Raw genomic sequence first — 18,979 nt, 5'->3', positions numbered from 1 at the left:
CTCATTTATTCACCTTTCTCATGCTGTAAATTTGCATTACGCTCGTATAACATATACAAACCTTTTAATGTTAAAAATGGATCTACAACGTCAATTACATTCGATTCTTCTGAAATTAATTTCGCCAATCCACCTGTTGCAATAACTTTCGGTTCTTGTTTAGCTTCCTCTTTCATACGCTTAACAATACCTTCCACTTGTCCAACATAACCATAAAGAATACCAGATTGCATTGCACTTACCGTATTCTTTCCAACAACACTGCTTGGTTTTGTAATTTCAATACGAGGAAGTTTTGCCGCTCTACTATATAAAGCCTCTGCTGAAATCATAATTCCCGGCGTAATAACTCCACCCATATAATGCTTTTCTTCGTTAATATAACAATATGTAGTAGCCGTACCGAAATCGACAATAATAAGCGGACTTCCATACAAGTGGATTCCTGCTACCGCATTTACAATTCGGTCCGCGCCTACTTCACGTGGATTTTCATATTTAATATTTAGCCCCGTTTTTATTCCAGGACCTACTACAAGCGGTTTAATTTTAAAATACTTTTCACACATGCGCTCTAATGCAAACATAATTGGTGGTACGACTGAAGACACGATAATACCTTTCACATCTTCAAACGAAAGACCTTCATGCTCAAGCAACTGCTTTACAAGCATTCCATATTCATCTTCTGTCTTATGACGATCTGTTTCCATGCGCCAATGTTGACGAAGTTCCCCCTCTTCAAACACGCCTAGTACAGCATTTGTGTTCCCTACATCCAATACAAAAATCATATTCTCACCACTTATCTTATTTAATCTATATTTGTGCAGTATGTATAAAACTTATAAAAACATCATATCACACATACTTATATAATCAGCTTTTCTATCCTCATCATTTTACAAAAAGATTAAGCTCTATTTCAATTTTTAATACCAGATTTACTTAAATTTTTTTCTACTTCATTTCGTTCCACAAATAAAAAAAGGAGTGACTATCGTCACTCCTTCATCTCTTACTTATCTTCTGATTCTTCATCGTCCTTCTTCATATTGATGTTTACTTTCACATCATCTGAAGATGTTGGACGCTCTGGCAATCTGCCGTAATCATATAAATGATTGATTTGCTCTGCATCTAACGTTTCTACTTCAAGTAACGTTTTCGCAATAATATCTAGCTTATCACGTTTTTCAGTAAGAATTTGTTTCGCGCGAGCATAACATTCTTTTATAATAGTTTGCATTTCCACATCGATTTCATGTGCAATTGCATCACTGTAGTTTTGTTCTGAATGGAAGTCTCTTCCTAAGAACACTTGACCACCTTGTGAGCTACCGAATTGCATCGGTCCAAGCTTATCACTCATACCGAATTCCGTAACCATACGTCTTGCAATACCAGTCGCACGTTGGAAGTCGTTGTGAGCACCTGTACTTGCTTCACCAAACACAATCTCTTCAGCTACTCGACCACCAAGTAAACCAGTGATTTTATCAAGTAACTCTGGTTTTGTCATGAAGTAACGATCTTCTTTCGGAAGCATTACTGCATATCCACCAGCTTGACCACGAGGGACAATTGTTACTTTATGAACGATATCTGCTTCATCAAGGACAACACCAATTACAGTATGGCCAGCTTCATGGAATGCAACGATATTACGTTCTTTTTCAGAGATAACACGACTTTTCTTAGCTGGACCTGCAATAACACGATCCGTTGCTTCATCAATGTCACTCATATCAATTTTCTTCTTATCTTGACGCGCAGCCACTAAAGCAGCTTCGTTTAATAAGTTTTCAAGATCCGCACCAGAGAACCCTGGTGTACGAGTTGCAATTGCTCTTAAGTTGATATGATCATCAAGCGGTTTATTACGAGCATGTACTTTCAGCACAGCTTCACGGCCATTTACATCTGGACGATCTACTGTAATTTGACGGTCAAAACGACCTGGACGTAATAACGCTGGATCAAGAATATCAGGACGGTTTGTTGCAGCGATGATAATAATACCTTCGTTTGCACCGAATCCATCCATTTCAACAAGTAATTGGTTCAACGTTTGCTCACGCTCATCATGGCCACCACCAAGACCTGCGCCACGTTGACGTCCTACCGCATCAATTTCATCAATGAAAATGATACAAGGAGCATTTTTCTTTGCATTTTCGAATAAATCACGTACACGTGATGCACCGACACCGACGAACATCTCTACGAAATCAGAACCACTGATAGAGAAGAATGGAACGCCTGCCTCACCTGCAACGGCACGTGCTAGTAAAGTTTTACCTGTACCTGGAGGTCCTACTAATAGAACACCCTTCGGAATACGGGCACCAACTTCAGCGAACTTACGAGGATCTTTCAAGAATTCAACTACCTCAACAAGCTCTTGTTTCTCTTCATCCGCTCCAGCAACATCTCTGAAACGAACTTTTTTCTTTTCGTCATTATATAACTTCGCCTTACTTTTCCCGAAGTTCATAACACGGCTACCGCCGCCCTGAGCCTGGTTTAATAAGAAGAAGAATAAAATGAAGATAATGACGAACGGAATGATAGAAGTAAAGAACGTTACCCAAGCACTTGTTTCTTCTGCTGGTTGATACTTAACTTCAGCACCTTGCGCTTTGTCATTAATTTTCTTTTGTAATTCCTCAGTATTTGGTGCATAAGTAACAAATTGTTCTCCTTGGCTAGAGTTGTTAAATTGTCCTTTTACCTCAAATACACCATTTTTCGGTTGAAGTTGCACATTACGCACTTCACCTTTTTCTAGTTTAGTAATGAATTTATCGTAGCTAACTGATGTCGTTTTTTGTGTCGAACCATTAAAATAGCTCACGATTCCAATTACTACTAGGAATATCAGTAAATAAAAGATGGTATTACGGAAGATACGATTCATTCCTAACCTCCTCTCACGGCATAAACACTATAGTAAATCGTAACATAGAAAAACTTTCCTATACAATTGTGACGCCTGTATTTAATTAATTTGAGTAAACACTTGGTTTTAATACTCCTACATAAGGAAGATTACGGTACTGCTCTTTATAATCTAATCCATACCCTACAACAAATTCATGTGGAACAGTAAACCCAACATAATCCGCTTTCAAATCTACCTTACGGCCTGTCGGCTTATCTAATAACGTAACAATTTTTACAGACTTCGCTTTACGATATTTGAATAGGTCTACTAAGTAACTTAGCGTAAGACCGCTATCAATAATATCTTCAACGATTAAAATATCGCGACCCTCTACAGAAGTATCAAGGTCTTTTAAAATTTTCACTTCGCCTGTTGAAACAGTAGAGTGACCGTAACTAGATACAGCCATAAAATCCATTTCAAGATATGTATCTGTTCTCTTTAATAAATCTGCCATGAATGGCATTGCGCCCTTTAATACACCAATCGCAAGAGGTATTGTGTTTTTATAATCCTCTGCAATAACCGCACCTAATTCGCGCACCTTTTCTTGTATTTGTTCTTCAGAAATTAATACTTTTTCGATATCTTGATTCATCATTTCATTATCCTCCCGGAAGACTCCTTGCTTTTGTAGTGAATAATCATATATTTATCCTTCTTTGCCGCCTCTTTCGAGATAGCAAATGCAGATCGCTTCAACAAGGGTACCCAAATAATATTCCCACTTGCATCACAAACGACCGGCCATTCTTCTCTTTTTTCTCTTGGTACTTTTGCTTCAATAAAAATAGTTTTTATCTTTTTTGTGCCATTCATACCTTGTATTGACATGCGATCTCCATTTTCTCTAGAACGAATACGAAGTGGATATGATATATCATTATACTTAGCAACAAATACTGTTTCATTCATGTTACTTGGTATGTCTTCGCTCACCTCTGTTACAAGCTTATCCCCGTTCGATAGCGTAATTGTCCCGGGCACTGATAAATCTTGTAAAAAAGGAGAAACAATTTCTTGTTTAAATCCAAAGCTGCACTCCTCGTATGCGCGAACAATTTTTAAATCACCTGGGAAATCAAGTGAACCCGAAGGTTGTGTCCGCTTAAAAAACTCGATCACTTTGTCAATATGTATAGAGGAAAGAGAAGATGGAATCTTATATTCATAAAGATAGTTTAATATTAGTTGAATCCCTCTTCTTTGTAAAGGCATAGACATGGATTCAAAGGCAGGAATTGATAAGCTAATTTGTTTATCACTTTTTTTTGTAATTACTTTATTCATTTTCTCAAAAGCTAATTCCTGCAAATACGCCTCATCCTCTTGCATCTGCATGCTAAATTTTTGGAATTTCTCATGCACTTGTGAATTTTCTTCTTTCAAATGAGGAAGAACATATTTGCGTAATCGATTCCTTGTATATACTTCCTTTTTATTACTTGGATCTATACGGGGAATTATTTTTAGCTTATTACAGTAATCAACAATCTCTTCCTTCGTTACTCCAAGTAACGGCCTAATTAAATATCCATTATGAAAAGGACGCTTCACTGCAATTCCTGCATATCCTTTCGGAGTACTCCCTCGTACAAGGCGCATTAAAATCGTCTCTACTTGATCATCACCATGATGTCCAAGAGCTACATATCTCGCATCATATTTCTTCATTATTCTTTCCAAAAATGCATATCTGCATTCTCTAGCAGCAACCTGTGCATTCATTCCGTGTTGCTGTTGATATTGCGACACATTAATCCTTATCGTTTCGCAAATAACTCCCAGCCCTTTACAAAGGTCCTGCACAAACTGTAGGTCCTCATGAGATTCATCACCTCTAAACATATGGTCCACATGTGCCACTACAATTTCGAACTGTTTTGCTGCTCTTTTTTCTAACAAATAATATAGAAGAGCCAAAGAGTCAGGACCACCAGAAACCCCTACAACAATTGTTGAACGTTCCTTTAATACATCATGCTGCTTTACAAAGTCATCTACCTTTTCAACAAATGTATCTTTCAACTTCGTAATCACCTTTCATTAAACAAGAACAGCAACGTTAGTTACCTTGTTTATAATGGTACAACTTTTACAAACATTGTGCAAAAAAAAGATATACAAAAATTACATTTTTATCTTACATCATCCGTACATATTCACAAAAGTAATAACATTATCTTTTAAAGTAAAAAAACCTAGGCATCCACCTAGGTTTTTAGAAAGAAACAGTGATAAAGAAACATCACACTTAAAATTTATTGTGCCTGCATTCCTACAATTGGAATCGTAGCCCACTTCGGCATATTTTTCTTCACTTTCGCCACAACGATAGTCATATCATCATTTATATAACCATCACAAGAGCGAATCACCTCTTCCATAATGATATCAGCAATTTCTTGCGGATCTTCGGTTTGTAATTCTTTAATTTTTCGTTTCATCCATAGTTCATGATTTTCTACATGTTGCGCTCCCTCGAAAATCCCATCGCTCATCATAATAAGGATATCGCCCGTTTTTAATTGTTCACCTACTACATCAACTTCAACATCCTCAATAATGCCCATCGGCAAATTACTTGCCTCAATTTTCAAAATATTATTCGCGCGTTTAACAAAACTCGGCGTCGATCCAATCTTTAAAAATTTCGCACTCGCATCCCGCAAATCCACCATAGCTAAATCTAACGTCGTAAACATCTCTTCTGTTGTTCTTAAAGAAAGAATAGAATTGATAGATTTAATCGCTATTTCCTCATCAATGCCTGATTGAAGTATTTTTTGTAATAATTTTACCGTTTCTTTACTCTCCATATGAGCTCTTTGCCCATTTCCCATACCATCACTAATTGCAAGCGCATATTTACCAACACTTAAATCCATCATCGCATAAGAGTCACCAGAAACAAACCCACCGCCTTTTGCAGCTGTGGCCAACCCAGTATCAAGAGAATACGTTTTTGCCGAACCAAATGATATTAAGCTGTGGCCGTTCGGATAAGAAGATTTTTCTTCATGTTTAACAACAATATTTTCCTTTAGAATGTCAGAAAGCATCGGCGCAACTAACTTTTCACATTCTCCATGTTCATTAGATGCAACTGGAATCAACATTTCAATATCAATACTTCCTCTATCTAAACAATATATATCAACATGCTCTACTTCTACGCCAAAATCACGAAACGCTTGCATAATCTGTTCTTCCTGCACTTGATGATTTTCTCGTTCTCTTTGGATCTCCTTAGCAAAATCCTCCATAACTTTTGATACACCTAATAGTTGCTCCGCTACTATTCTACGGTTTTCTTTCATTTGTTTTCGTAATTTTTGTCCTTCATAGAAGTGATCTAATTCACCCGCTACTAAATCCGTCACTTTCTTCCCTCTCACACAATGCTTGTCCCATTCACGAACTAACTTCCGATTATGCTGCAACGTCCCCTCTTCCGTTTCACTCATTATTTGTTTCATATAATCGTACGTTTTGTCGAAATTAACTACCCAGCATTGGTCCTTTTTAAAGCATGTTTGGCATGTTTTTGCAGTAATTGTACTTAAGAACAAATCCGCTTCTGTCTCTTTATCTTCCTCCTCCACATATCCATATACAGAAAAGCTATTAGATAAAGCAGCAAATACATTGGCAAATTGATTAATTTTATTCGCTGTAACATCACGCATCCTTCTTAAATACTGTTGTTGATCTTGCGAATGTTCCTGTGTGCCTGGCATGAATTTAGCAATACGATCCATAACAAGTTTCGGTGTTAATAAGAAGAACATAATCGCCACACCAGATTCAATTAAAGTTGTCACAATGTTTGTTTGCTTGTCTACATATAGCGTAATCAAGCTCGTCCCAATTAATAAACCTAAACTAACACCTAAACGCTTCCCTTCTTTTAACAAACCACCAAGCAACCCAGAAAAAGCAAGTAGACTAAGTTGAGACAAACTGGAGACATTGGCTAAACTTAATATTAATCCAGTGACGACCCCCACTGTAGATCCTGTAGCCGCCCCCGCAATAAATGCAAACACGAGCACTAAATACCTAGTAAAAATATGTTGAATAGAAGCGTCATATACAAACCAATCTGTTGTCCCTGTTAAAACAGATGCTAGTAATATAATTAAACAAACAATTTCTTCTGTCTCTAGCGCTTGTTGTTTACCTTTTCGTTCTACTAAAAGCGGAACACTTTGTAAAAATATCATAGTTAATACGAAGCTAAGCCCTGCCTCAATCGTACTAACGAGTAAATCGTACATGGTGACAGTTTGTTGCGCGAAATATACGACAACTAAATGTGCGGTTAATGCGGAGATAAATACTTGGAATGGAACAAGTCCAACAGTTTTACGTGTAAACCGACTAAAGAAGATATTATAAATGAAGAAAGTAAAAATAGATGCAAAGGTAAAGAATAAATTATCTATCGAAACTGAAAGTGCGCCCCCCATAAGAGCCAAGAACGCGAGCGGCATTTTATCCCGCTTCATAACATAAACAGCAGCAAAAAACGGCAGTGCAAACGGTAAAATATTTGTTAATATATATGCTCGTCCCAAAAGAAAACCAATAACAACAATAATAAATCCCCATCTAAAGAAAACCTGTTCAAACTTCATTCGCAACTTACTCGTCCACTTTACTGCTCCAAGCTGACTCTCATTCATTGCCAATGCACTTGTATTCATAGTATTCCTTCCTGCTTTAGGCATATTTTTAACACCACCTGCATAGTTTAATTACTGTCATTATAAAAGATGATTATTGGGATTTTTGTCAAAACAACAGTTTTCACTTTTATAATCGTTCGACTTTTTATTCGAAATAACTCTACATATATACACGGTATGTAATTTATTCTCACTATTTTAATTGAACATTCAGAAAATATAGGGTGATTTTGTAGAAGTGTTGTATGTCTTAATTTATTTAACAAAAAAAAGATCATGCAAATTTGCATGATCTTTTTAGGATGACCCGTACGGGATTCGAACCCGTGTTACCGCCGTGAAAGGGCGGTGTCTTAACCACTTGACCAACGGGCCGTTAAATTAAATATAGCGGCGGAGGGGATCGAACCCCCGACCTCACGGGTATGAACCGTACGCTCTAGCCAGCTGAGCTACACCGCCATGTCGTCTTATTTAACGGACAATTAGTATCTTACCTCAGATATATTTTAAAGTCAACACATCTTGAAAACTTTTTTAAAAATATATTTTCACATATAAAAAAGCACCCCGAGCAATCGCCCTGGGTACCTCTCTATATGCTAAGAATTAAACGTTCTTATTATCCGCGACGTGCGCCACGGCCACCACGTTTAGATTCTGTGTTACGCTTTAAAGAAGTTAAACGATCTTCACTGTCCTTTAAGAAACGTGCCATCTTTTGCTCGAATGTTTCTTTTGGAGCTCGTTCGTTACCGCCGCCACGGTTATCTCTGTTGAAAGAACGATTACGTTGTGGACGTCCAGAACGTTGTTGATCGCCACCGCCACCGCGTTGGTATTCACCACGTGGACGATCTCCTTCTGTTTTTTCACGCTCTTTCGCTTTTTTAATAGATAGACCGATCTTACCATCTTTTTCAACGTTAATAACTTTTACTTCTACTTGGTCGCCCACTTTTAAGTGATCGTTAATATCTTTCACATAATTATCAGCAACTTCACTAATATGAACAAGACCCGTTAAGCCTTCTGGCAGCTCCACAAAAGCCCCAAAATTTGTAATACCTGTTACTTTACCCTGTAACTTGCTGCCTACCTCGATTGACATAAAAAAAATGCTCCTCCTTAGTGGTTAAAAAGTCAAATTTTACTTTATTATATATAATCCTAAAATATAGTGTCAATAAGACATACTCTACTTAGAAACAGGAAAAATTATCTCCCCTTTTCCAGAGAAGAAATAATCCCTTCTAGCAATCTTTAATACGTACTCTTCATCATTCAACTTTTGAACTTCGTCTTTTAGACTCTTTTCTTTATTCGTTAATGAATCCAGTTCTTTTTTCATGTCCTTAACTTTTGCTTCTTTTGCTCTAATGGAACTGTTTTGTTGATAAAACGTTACACTAATACTCGCAATAATTGTAAAAGCAAAGACAAGAAAAACCGCTAAACGGCGATAAAGTCGCTTCCTGTTCTCATCCGTTTGTATTATATGCTCTTTAACAGGATTTGGACTCTGTTTTTCGATTGTTCTTTGTCTCAGTTCCCTCATTTCCGAGGTCCCCCTAACTTCTTTTTTATACGCCCCCATAATTGGAAGATGTGTCCCTTCAATTTTGCTATATATTGCAGGAACCCTACATGTTTCATTATAAAAAGTTTAACACGATTAGGGAGAAGTTTCCATATGAGCGAAGCAATAAATCGAACAGGCCAGAAAAAAACTTTCCATATGAAAAGTAATATCCAAATCACCATTTTCCATAACACATGTCCAATTGAAAGCAGTATACGAAATAAGAATAATATAAATGCAATAAATAGCTGCGCTATAATAATAACAGGTTTTATCATGAGTAGCTTTATAATTTGAACAAAAAAGTGTGTTGTTTGCATAAAAATATAGATGAGAAAATTTAACAGTCTCATGTATATTGCTTTCAATAAGCTTTGATATGCCGCAAAACCACATAATAATGCCAAAAATACATATATACGTAGTTCAGCTTCATTTACAAGAAGCAGTACATAAAAAACGAATAATGCTTGGACAATCCAAAATAGTATATCATGAATAAATACAAGCCAACGTTTACGTTCTTGCCGCTTTAAAAATCGTTGGTATGTATCTAAAGACGCTCCAATCCAAGCACCCATTCCGATCATTGAGAGCATCGTATACAACTGAATTGTTAGGCTCATTTAAACAACTTACTAAAGAATCCTTTAGTTTTCTCCCCTTGATTCTCATCAATATACAGCATCTCATGAACTTTCCCTTTAATCGATACAACACCTTTTTCTACATCTAAATTTTTCATTTGCAAATTTTGACCACGAATTGTTAAAAAACCCATTACGGTCTCAAGTAAAAACTCCTCGCTATCAAAACTCTCTACCTGCTTTACACCGGTAATATCAATTACACGCCTGCCACGCATAATAATATCATGCTCTACCGAAACATTTTGTTGATTAGAAGACATAGGTGAGTAACCATTATCCACGTAAATCCCCCCATAGATTTATACTAGCTAATAGTAATGTATGAAGGGATAATTGATTTTAGAACAAGCCTTCTTCAGCCTTTACTTTTTCTTCGCGAACTAAACTATACATATTTGCTGCATCTTCTTTTTTATTCGTTTCTTTCAATTCGTTTATTTTTACAGTTACTATTTTTTGACCAAAACGAATTGTTAATTCATCAGCTACTTTTACATCTGAACTCGCTTTTGCCACTTGACCATTAATTGATATTCTTCCTTGATCAGCTACTTCTTTCGCTAATGTTCTTCTTTTAATTAAACGTGATACTTTCAAAAACTTATCTAGACGCATATCAAATCCCCCTATTAACGCTCTGTTTGTTTTGCCTCTTCCCATAAAACGTCTAACTGCTCTAATGATAAATCTTGCATCTCTTTATTCATTTCAGCTACCTTTGCTTCCATGTATAAGAAACGACCGACGAATTTCTCATTCGTTGAACGTAACGCCTCTTCGGGATCTATTTTATAATGACGAGCTATATTCACAAACGCAAATAGTAAATCGCCAAATTCACCTAACATTTTCGCCTCATCCATATTTGTAACTTCTTGTTGGAACTCTTGCCATTCTTCTAAGGCTTTCTCTATCATCGGTTGTACATCAACCCAATCGAAACCAACTTTGCCAGCTTTTTTCTGGATTTCATAGGCGCGTAGTAACTGTGGCAAACTTTTTGGAACCCCATTTAAAACAGATTCTTTCACGAATCCTTTTTCTTGTTTTTTAATTTCTTCCCAATTGGCAATTACTTCATCGGCATTATTTACATCCGTATTCCCAAATACATGCGGGTGGCGGCGAACCATTTTCTCAGATAAAGTTCGAATAATATCATCTATAGAGAACCAACCTTCATCCTCCCCGATTTGAGCATGCAACATAACTTGTAATAATATATCACCCAGTTCTTCTACTAAGTGATCATCATCCTCTTCATCAATTGCTTCCAACACTTCATAAGCTTCCTCAATTAAATACTTCTTTAAAGATTGATGTGTTTGCTTTTTATCCCACGGACAACCATTCGGTCCACGAAGGTCTGCAATAATTTCTCTAAGCACATCAAACTGTTGATACAAGGACGCACGTTCTTTAACTGGTGGTACATATACACTCGTTAAATTATTCAACTCTGTTTCATGATCTAACATGTACAACGGCACCTTTTTAACTTGTTCAAATGAAGTCCCTGCAGCTGTTACGATATACACTTCATAATCATCTGATAGCATCTCCATTAATGTTAATTTCACATCAGATGCAACGAATGCGTCATATACTTGGCAAAAGATTAAATGTTGACGTAATTCTAATTGTCCTCTTTCAAATGATGTGGCGTCAATTAATTGGAATCCTTCAATCGGATCAATCTTTAGACTCGCAAACATAGGATCAAGGAAACTTTGTCCACCTTCAATGCGCACTTCAACATTCGCTACTTCACCTTTTTCCAACAGTAGCTGAACCGTTCTTTCCGCTACAAGCGGATGCCCTGGCACGGCATAGATGATTTCTGTGCCTTCAGCTTGTTCTAACAATGTATTGGCGATTGTTTCATATACAATTTCAAATGTATCATGCGCTTCATATACACTGTCAAAGGCTGTATATTGTATACCTTCTTTCTCCAACTCTTCTATAACGGGATGTTCCTTCGTTCTAACAAACATGTGATCTGCTTCTTTTATTTTTCGATATACACCCATCGTTAACTGATCTAACTCACCAGCACCTAATCCTAAAATAGTAATGATTCCACTCACAACCTGCCACCTCTATCCACTCTTCTTCAATGAACCTTCTTTTTTCTCTTTTTTCATAACGGTTCCTATTTCCGCTTTTGTAAATACACGTAATTTTAAAATTAAAAACACATATGTTAATCCACCGATAGCTACACCTAACAATGCCTCAAGTGTTGCAATTCCTCTATGCCTTGTATCAATTACTAATCCAGACATTTGCATCAAACGTATAAATATTATTAATACAAACCCCATACCGATACCACTAATAACTACACCTAACATATTACGCTTATCGATAAGCGGTTCGGATACAGCTTGCATAAGTAATGCACTATTTAGCACAGAAATTACAATTAACGCAACTAGTGTTGCAATTGCAGCTCCCTTCACACCAAAATACGGCATTAATGTATAATTTAAAGCTAACTTTAAACAACCCCCAAATATAACGAATATTGCTGGTTTTAATGTTTGTCCTAACCCTTGCAAAATAGAAGCAGTTGTAATCGACAATGAACTAAATAAAATAGATAAAGATAAAATGGATAAAACATCTGACCCATCACTATTTTCAAACAACATAATATTCGTAGGCTGAATAATACAAGTTAATCCAATGGCAGCTGCAAATCCAATAACAAATGTTATTTTCATTGCTAACTTTACCTTTTCTCGAATAAAGGAAAGATCTCCTCTTTCCTTCGCCGCTGTAATAATTGGAATAAGTGACAATGAGAAAGAAGTTGTCACGACAGTACCTAATTGCATAAGCGGGATACTTCTGTCGTAAACACCTTTTAATACCTTTGCACTTTCAGCTTGCTCTCCTGCCCCAATAAGTAAGGAATAGAAGGAAATGGAATCAGCCATTTGTATAAAAATAAGTACTAAGTTACTAACACAAATCGCCAATCCCTGCCAAAACAGAATTTTAATGATCCTCTTTTTTCCCTTAATTCTCTTTACACTCTTGAAAAATATAGAACGAAAGTCATGACGCATATAAAGTACAAGTACGATAATCCCAATTAGTCCGCCTGCGATTGAACCTAACATAGCACCTGCACCGACTGTATATAAATCAAATCCGCGAGCAATTAGGAATAGAGATAAAAATACAATAATAGAAACACGAATTGTTTGTTCTATCACTTGCGAAACAGCTGTTGGCATCATATTATTGAACCCCTGAAAATATCCTCTTGCTACAGATAAAAACGGCATCAATATGAATGAAAATGAAATAACACGTAATAACTTATCTAAGTGTATATCACCCATGGCTGCTGCAATTGTTTCGGCACCAAAAAACAATGTAAAAAAGCCTACGAAACCAATTCCTAATAAAAACCAAAAAGATACACAGATAATTTCTTCTGCTTCTTGTTGTTTCCCTCGCTCTAATCGTTCCGCAACCATTTTTGAAATTATAATGGGGAACCCATAAGTAGCTAAAATTAAACAAAATCCATAAAACGGATAAATTTGTTGGTAAATATAAAAACCAATATCACCCGCTATATTTTGATATGGAATACGGTAAAAAGCGCTTAATACCTTTGTAACAAAACTTGCGATTGTTAATATAATAGCCCCACGCCAAAAGGCTTGATACTTCTTCGATTCCATACAAGAAAACTCCTTTTTCTATTCTCACCCCTCGTATTATATCATAAAGAAAAGGACAAGCTTCCTTGCCTACACGAGTAATAATACGTTCGTGCAACGCTAGAAATGTTCAACGAAAAAAGGTAGCAAAGCGCTACCTTCATTCAATATACATATATCTCCAAATATTTGATTTCTCAAAAAGAAATATCATAATTAGGAAAGATTGCTACTTCTAAAATTCGATATAGCCTTACTGCTCCATTTGTTTCGCTAAAAAGCTTGCAGCTGTATTTACTGACTTATGCTCTACTTCACTTATAATATCCTCTTTAGAGAAGATAACAACAGCTCCAATTGGATCCCCATTCGCAACAATCGGGCCAATTGTATAGGAACTCACTTTTTCCGTTACTCCATCAATAATTGAAATTTCGCTTTCATCTGTCATAATTACAGACTTACGCTCTTCCATTGTCTTCTCAATTAAATCGCCAACACTTTTATTTAAGTATTCTTTTTTAGATACGCCTGCTACTGCGATAACAGAATCACGATCGCATACAAGCACATTATGTCCTAAGCTATCGTATAAAGCTTCCGTATATTCCTTTGCAAAATTACCTAGTTCACTAATTGGAGAATATTTTTTCAAAATCACTTCTCCATCGCGATCAACAAATATTTCTAGTGGGTCTCCTTCTCGAATACGTAAAGTTCTACGAATTTCCTTCGGGATTACTACCCTACCTAAATCATCAATTCGACGTACGATTCCAGTTGCTTTCATTCTAATGCTGCCTCACTTTCTACTGATGATCAAAGTGGTGAATTTACCTGTTCATGTAAAAATCACCAACTGTTAGACATAGTATTTTACACATTAGTTCTTCTATGCACGCCGAATTGTATTTTTTTATCTTATATTAGGCATTTATGACTTCTTTTTTTACATCTGGTAGGCCTTTTAATAAATTTTCAGCAATTGTTAACCACTTCGATGTCTCTAAACCATTTGTTTTCATAACGATTTTCAATTGCGATCCTTCCATTCCTAGACCAATCATACGTCCAAAACTATTTCCAAGCATGAATAATTTTCCGCCATCAATATTTTGACTTGCTTGTTCTGAGAACAGAATTGTCACTTCAAATTTATTTTGCTTAATTAACTCAATTTGTTCTTTCATTGCCAATACTTTAATATTTGCAATTTGCAATAAGTAACCAACTTCTTGCGGGTAATCACCAAATCTATCTATCATCTCTTCCTGCAACTCTTCAATATCCTCAATTGCAGAAACACCTCTAAACTGTTTATACATCATAATCTTTTGTTTACTATCTGAAATATAAGCATCTGGTAAATATGCATCTACTTCTAAATCAATTTCAACATTAACTGTATTTTCAACCCCATCTGTTCCTCTACGCTGTTCAATTRCATCTTTTAACATTTGAGAATATAGATCAAATCCGACAGAATCAATAAATCCATGCTGTTCGGCTCCTAACAAGTTACCTGCACCACGAATGGATAAGTCTCTCATCGCAATTTTGAAACCTGACCCAAGCTCTGTGAACTCTTTAATGGCTTGCAGACGCTTCTCTGCAACTTCTGATAACACTTTATCTCGTTTGTATGCAAAGTATGCATATGCAACACGATTAGAACGTCCAACACGACCACGAAGCTGATACAGCTGCGATAATCCCATACGATCTGCATCAAATACAATTAACGTATTTACATTCGGAATATCTACACCCGTCTCAATAATTGTTGTACTTACAAGAACATCATGCTGCCCTTCTAAAAACGATAGCATAACAGACTCTAATTCACCCTCGTTCATTTTCCCATGTGCATACGTTACACGCGCGTCTGGAACTAACATCGAAATTTCATCTGCTTTTCTTTCGATATCCTCCACACGATTATATAGGAAGTAAATTTGCCCACCTCTTGCAAGCTCTCGTTCTATCGCTTCTCGCATTAACGCTGGATTATACTCTACTACATACGTTTGGACTGGGAAACGATTTTCTGGTGGTGTCTCAATAACAGATAAGTCACGCACACCAAGCATAGACATATGGAGTGTACGCGGAATCGGAGTTGCCGTTAATGTTAACACGTCAACATTTGCTTTTAATTGTTTAATTTTTTCTTTATGCGTTACACCAAACCTTTGTTCTTCATCAATAATAAGAAGACCTAAATCTTTATAAGTAACGTCTTTAGATAAAATACGATGCGTTCCGATTACGATATCTACCGTACCATCTTTTAAGCCTTTAATTGTTTCATTTTGCTGTTTTCTCGTACGGAATCTACTTAATAATCCTATATTGATTGGATAATCTTGAAAACGCTCTCGAATTGTTTCATAGTGTTGTTGTGCAAGGATCGTTGTCGGCACTAAAATTGCAACTTGTTTTTCATCCATAATTGCCTTAAATGCCGCACGGATAGCTACTTCCGTCTTTCCATATCCTACATCACCACAAAGAAGCCTATCCATCGGACGTCCACGTTCCATATCTTTCTTAATCTCGTCAATAGAACGTAATTGATCCTCTGTCTCTTGATATGGGAAAGAAGATTCAAATTCTTGTTGTTCTGCCGTATCTGGTGTATATGCATAACCTTTTGAAGCTTCGCGCTCAGCATATAGTTTAATTAGGTCATCCGCAATGTCTTGTACAGATTTTTCAACTTTCGTTTTGACCTTTTTCCAATCATTTCCGCCCAATTTATAAACTTTAGGATCCTTACCTTCAGATCCTACATATTTCTGCACTTGGTCAATTTGTTCAATTGGAACGTATAACTTATCATTACCTTGATATTTAATATTCAAGTAATCTTTATGAACACCATTAATCTCTAGTGTCTCGATACCTAAGAATTTACCTATACCATGATTTACATGAACTACATAATCTCCAACTTTTAATTCCGAATAACTTTTAATACGTTCAGCATTAGATAACTTCTGCTTACGTTGTGATTTTTTAACTTTTTTATGAAAAAGCTCTTTTTCAGTAATAACAACAAGCTTTTGCATCGGCATTTCAAATCCTGCATGTAAATCACCTACAGCAATTTGCAACCTTCCAGGCAATAATATATCTGTGCCCTCTACGATATCTGCCTCAATATCATAATCACTTAAAATATGTTGTAGTTTTTTTACACGTTCATCATCTGTGCCGAGCACAACAGTCGTAAAATGCCCTTCGTTCCATCTATCAATTTCAGTTTTCAACAACTGCATCTGCCCATGGAAATCTTGCATTGTTTTACATGTCACATTCACAATATTTTGCGGATGTGTATGTGCTATATGACGTAAGAATAACGTTAAATATACAAAACTTCTTTTTTTATGATGAAGAAATTCCTCAAACGAGTGTGAGAAAGATAAATCTTGAATAATTGTTCCCTCACCAAGAAGTGATATATACCATTCCGCCTCTTCCGTTTCAAGATGTGATGCCGTTTCTTGAATACGAGAAATCTCATCCAAAACCACAATACCATCTTCAGGTAAATAATCTATCAGACTAGCAGGTTCTTTATAGAAAATAGATAAATATTTAAACATCTGTTCTATACTTTGCCCGTTTTTTAACATCTCAATTTCATGACTTACCGTTTCAAGCACTGTAGTCTTCAATTTATCATCGGAAAGTTTTTGCATCGTCTTAGTCAAGCCTTCCTCAAGATGCTCAATTCCCGACTTCAATTCTTCCTGTGAAAATAAAAACTCTGTTGCTGGACCAAATCTAACACTTTCTTTTTTATCTTGAGAGCGCTGTTCATCCACATCAAATAATCGAATAGAATCAACTTCTGTATCGAAAAATTCAATACGAAATGGTAACTCTTCAGTTAATGGGTAAATATCTAATATTCCCCCGCGCAAACTGAATTCCCCAGGAGCTTCTACCATCGACTTACGCTCATAACCAATATGATGTAAAGTATGCAAGAATGTATCTAAATCAATCTCTTGCCCTAGATTGATTTCGATTTGCCTTTGCTTCCACAACTCTTTCATTGGTAAAAATCTGCGTAGTCCTGCAACTGGCGCTACAATAATCCCGTTCTCTCCTGCCGCTAAACGATTCAATACTTCAATACGTTGCGCCTTCAATTCTGGGCTTGCAACACCAATTTCTGATGCTATCAATTCATTTACTGGGTATAACCACACATCTTTTTCACCAAGTAACGCCACTAAATCTTCATGCACTTTTTGTGCTTGATATAAATTATGCGTCACAATAAGTTGTGATTTTTTTGTTTTTTTATATAAGGCCGCCATTAATAACGAACGAGAAGAGGTTGCCATACCTGATACAAGTTGTTCTTTTAAACCATCTTCTAGTCCATTAATAACCGATTGGATCTCTTCATTTTTATAAAATTGCTCTAATAAACCTATCATTTTCAAAACCCCTCTCAACATAAAGAGCAAGCCACTATATTTTATGCAAATATTTTGGAAAAAGAAAACAGAAAAATGCTTTGGACATGCCAAAGCGACAACATTTTATTGCAGAAATTTTTCATATTCATAATACTCAGGATAAGATGCGAGCGTTTCTTGACACGATTCACAAATCGTTTTTATATATATATTTCCATTCTCATGAAAATGAATCATCTCTACTACTTCTTGCTCTGTTAGTTGAAATAAAACGTCGCTATACACTTTTTCTGCAGTAACGGAGCCTACATTACTCCCGCAATGTCTGCAATAATAATACCCTTCCATACTAGCCTCCTAAAAATCCAATTACTACTAGTATGGGTAAAAACAAGACAAAATATTCCCAATCATACCCTTAACTATTGAAGGTATTCATGATTTGAAGAAAAGGTTTATTTAACCATTCTTCACATGCATCCGCTGCTTTTTCAATAGAATGACTCACATCAGGAATTTCTTCCGATGTAAAACGTCCTAATACGTAATCTACTACCTTCATGCCATTTTTCGGACGATCAATTCCCATGCGGATACGTTGAAACTCTTGTGTTCCTAAATGTGAAATTGTTGATTTCACACCATTATGTCCACCAGCACTACCTTTCATACGAAGGCGTAATTTACCTACAGGGATGTCTAAATCATCGTACAGAACAACGAAGTCCTCAACATCAATTTTATAGTAATCCATGAGTGGTCGAATACTTTCCCCAGATAAATTCATATATGTAAGTGGCTTTAATAAGATTACTTTTTCTCCATTAACAAATCCTGCACCAAATACTCCTTTAAATTTTTGTTCATTCAAAGAAATATTCCAACGCTTTGCAAGTTCATCAATCGCCATAAATCCAATATTATGCCTTGTTAATTCATATTCTCTACCTGGGTTCCCAAGTCCTACTATCAATTTCATTCTTGTAC

Annotated in this window: 16 protein-coding genes and 2 tRNA genes; all 18 read right to left on the bottom strand. The window is 36.2% G+C overall.

Annotated features, from left to right (window positions below; all coding sequences use genetic code 11):
- Positions 1-5: 5 nt before the first annotated feature.
- The gene (locus AC1DMU_RS28165) at positions 6-794 is read right to left on the bottom strand and encodes a type III pantothenate kinase (RefSeq protein ID WP_000578367.1); all 789 of its coding nucleotides are present in this window, start codon (positions 792-794) and stop codon (positions 6-8) included.
- Between the two features lie 224 nt (positions 795-1,018).
- Complete coding sequence (gene ftsH, locus AC1DMU_RS28160; RefSeq protein WP_001079657.1) at positions 1,019-2,920, bottom strand: ATP-dependent zinc metalloprotease FtsH; 1,902 nt, start codon at positions 2,918-2,920, stop codon at positions 1,019-1,021.
- A gap of 85 nt (positions 2,921-3,005) precedes the next feature.
- The gene (gene hpt / locus AC1DMU_RS28155; protein WP_000981845.1) at positions 3,006-3,548 is read right to left on the bottom strand and encodes a hypoxanthine phosphoribosyltransferase; all 543 of its coding nucleotides are present in this window, start codon (positions 3,546-3,548) and stop codon (positions 3,006-3,008) included.
- Positions 3,545-4,975 (bottom strand): tRNA lysidine(34) synthetase TilS, encoded by a 1,431-nt coding sequence (tilS, locus tag AC1DMU_RS28150; RefSeq protein WP_000655443.1) that lies wholly within the window; start codon positions 4,973-4,975, stop codon positions 3,545-3,547. The genes hpt and tilS overlap by 4 nt, the downstream gene beginning before the upstream one ends.
- A 233-nt stretch (positions 4,976-5,208) precedes the next feature.
- Positions 5,209-7,680 (bottom strand): stage II sporulation protein E, encoded by a 2,472-nt coding sequence (gene spoIIE, locus AC1DMU_RS28145; protein ID WP_001123543.1) that lies wholly within the window; start codon positions 7,678-7,680, stop codon positions 5,209-5,211.
- A 261-nt stretch (positions 7,681-7,941) separates the two neighbouring features.
- Positions 7,942-8,013: transfer RNA gene (locus AC1DMU_RS28140), tRNA-Glu, on the bottom strand.
- 13 nt (positions 8,014-8,026) lie between these two features.
- Positions 8,027-8,100, bottom strand: a tRNA-Met gene (locus AC1DMU_RS28135).
- 160 nt (positions 8,101-8,260) lie between these two features.
- Positions 8,261-8,749: a S1 domain-containing RNA-binding protein gene (locus AC1DMU_RS28130; protein ID WP_000021454.1), complete on the bottom strand. Its 489-nt coding sequence runs from the start codon at positions 8,747-8,749 to the stop codon at positions 8,261-8,263.
- A gap of 87 nt (positions 8,750-8,836) precedes the next feature.
- The gene (gene divIC, locus AC1DMU_RS28125) at positions 8,837-9,196 is read right to left on the bottom strand and encodes a cell division protein DivIC (RefSeq protein WP_001208737.1); all 360 of its coding nucleotides are present in this window, start codon (positions 9,194-9,196) and stop codon (positions 8,837-8,839) included.
- A complete protein-coding gene (yabQ, locus tag AC1DMU_RS28120) occupies positions 9,193-9,846 on the bottom strand; it encodes a spore cortex biosynthesis protein YabQ (RefSeq protein ID WP_000059764.1) in 654 nt (217 codons plus the stop codon). Before yabQ ends, divIC begins: the two co-directional genes overlap by 4 nt.
- A complete protein-coding gene (gene yabP / locus AC1DMU_RS28115) occupies positions 9,843-10,151 on the bottom strand; it encodes a sporulation protein YabP (RefSeq protein WP_000368630.1) in 309 nt (102 codons plus the stop codon). Before yabP ends, yabQ begins: the two co-directional genes overlap by 4 nt.
- Positions 10,152-10,209: 58 nt before the next feature.
- Positions 10,210-10,485 (bottom strand): RNA-binding S4 domain-containing protein, encoded by a 276-nt coding sequence (locus tag AC1DMU_RS28110; protein WP_476941666.1) that lies wholly within the window; start codon positions 10,483-10,485, stop codon positions 10,210-10,212.
- A 14-nt stretch (positions 10,486-10,499) separates the two neighbouring features.
- On the bottom strand, positions 10,500-11,960 hold the full coding sequence (gene yabN, locus AC1DMU_RS28105) for a bifunctional methyltransferase/pyrophosphohydrolase YabN (RefSeq protein ID WP_000014264.1): 1,461 nt from the start codon (positions 11,958-11,960) through the stop codon (positions 10,500-10,502).
- Positions 11,961-11,972: 12 nt separating this feature from the next.
- Positions 11,973-13,574 (bottom strand): putative polysaccharide biosynthesis protein, encoded by a 1,602-nt coding sequence (locus AC1DMU_RS28100; protein WP_088061463.1) that lies wholly within the window; start codon positions 13,572-13,574, stop codon positions 11,973-11,975.
- A gap of 232 nt (positions 13,575-13,806) precedes the next feature.
- Positions 13,807-14,343 carry a stage V sporulation protein T gene (spoVT, locus tag AC1DMU_RS28095; RefSeq protein WP_088061461.1) on the bottom strand — a complete coding sequence of 179 codons (537 nt, stop codon included), beginning with the start codon at positions 14,341-14,343 and terminating at the stop codon, positions 13,807-13,809.
- A 136-nt stretch (positions 14,344-14,479) separates the two neighbouring features.
- A complete protein-coding gene (gene mfd / locus AC1DMU_RS28090) occupies positions 14,480-18,010 on the bottom strand; it encodes a transcription-repair coupling factor (RefSeq protein WP_476941665.1) in 3,531 nt (1,176 codons plus the stop codon).
- 105 nt (positions 18,011-18,115) lie between these two features.
- Complete coding sequence (locus tag AC1DMU_RS28085; protein WP_000399441.1) at positions 18,116-18,340, bottom strand: anti-sigma-F factor Fin family protein; 225 nt, start codon at positions 18,338-18,340, stop codon at positions 18,116-18,118.
- A gap of 70 nt (positions 18,341-18,410) precedes the next feature.
- Positions 18,411-18,971, bottom strand: coding sequence for an aminoacyl-tRNA hydrolase (pth, locus tag AC1DMU_RS28080; RefSeq protein ID WP_080377450.1), 561 nt, complete (start codon positions 18,969-18,971; stop codon positions 18,411-18,413).
- Positions 18,972-18,979 lie beyond the last annotated feature (8 nt).

The sequence above is a fragment of the Bacillus sp. 01N45 genome (assembly GCF_056399205.1).
The sequence above is the reverse complement of the archived record's forward strand: the minus strand, read 5'-3'. Positions and strand labels throughout refer to the sequence as shown.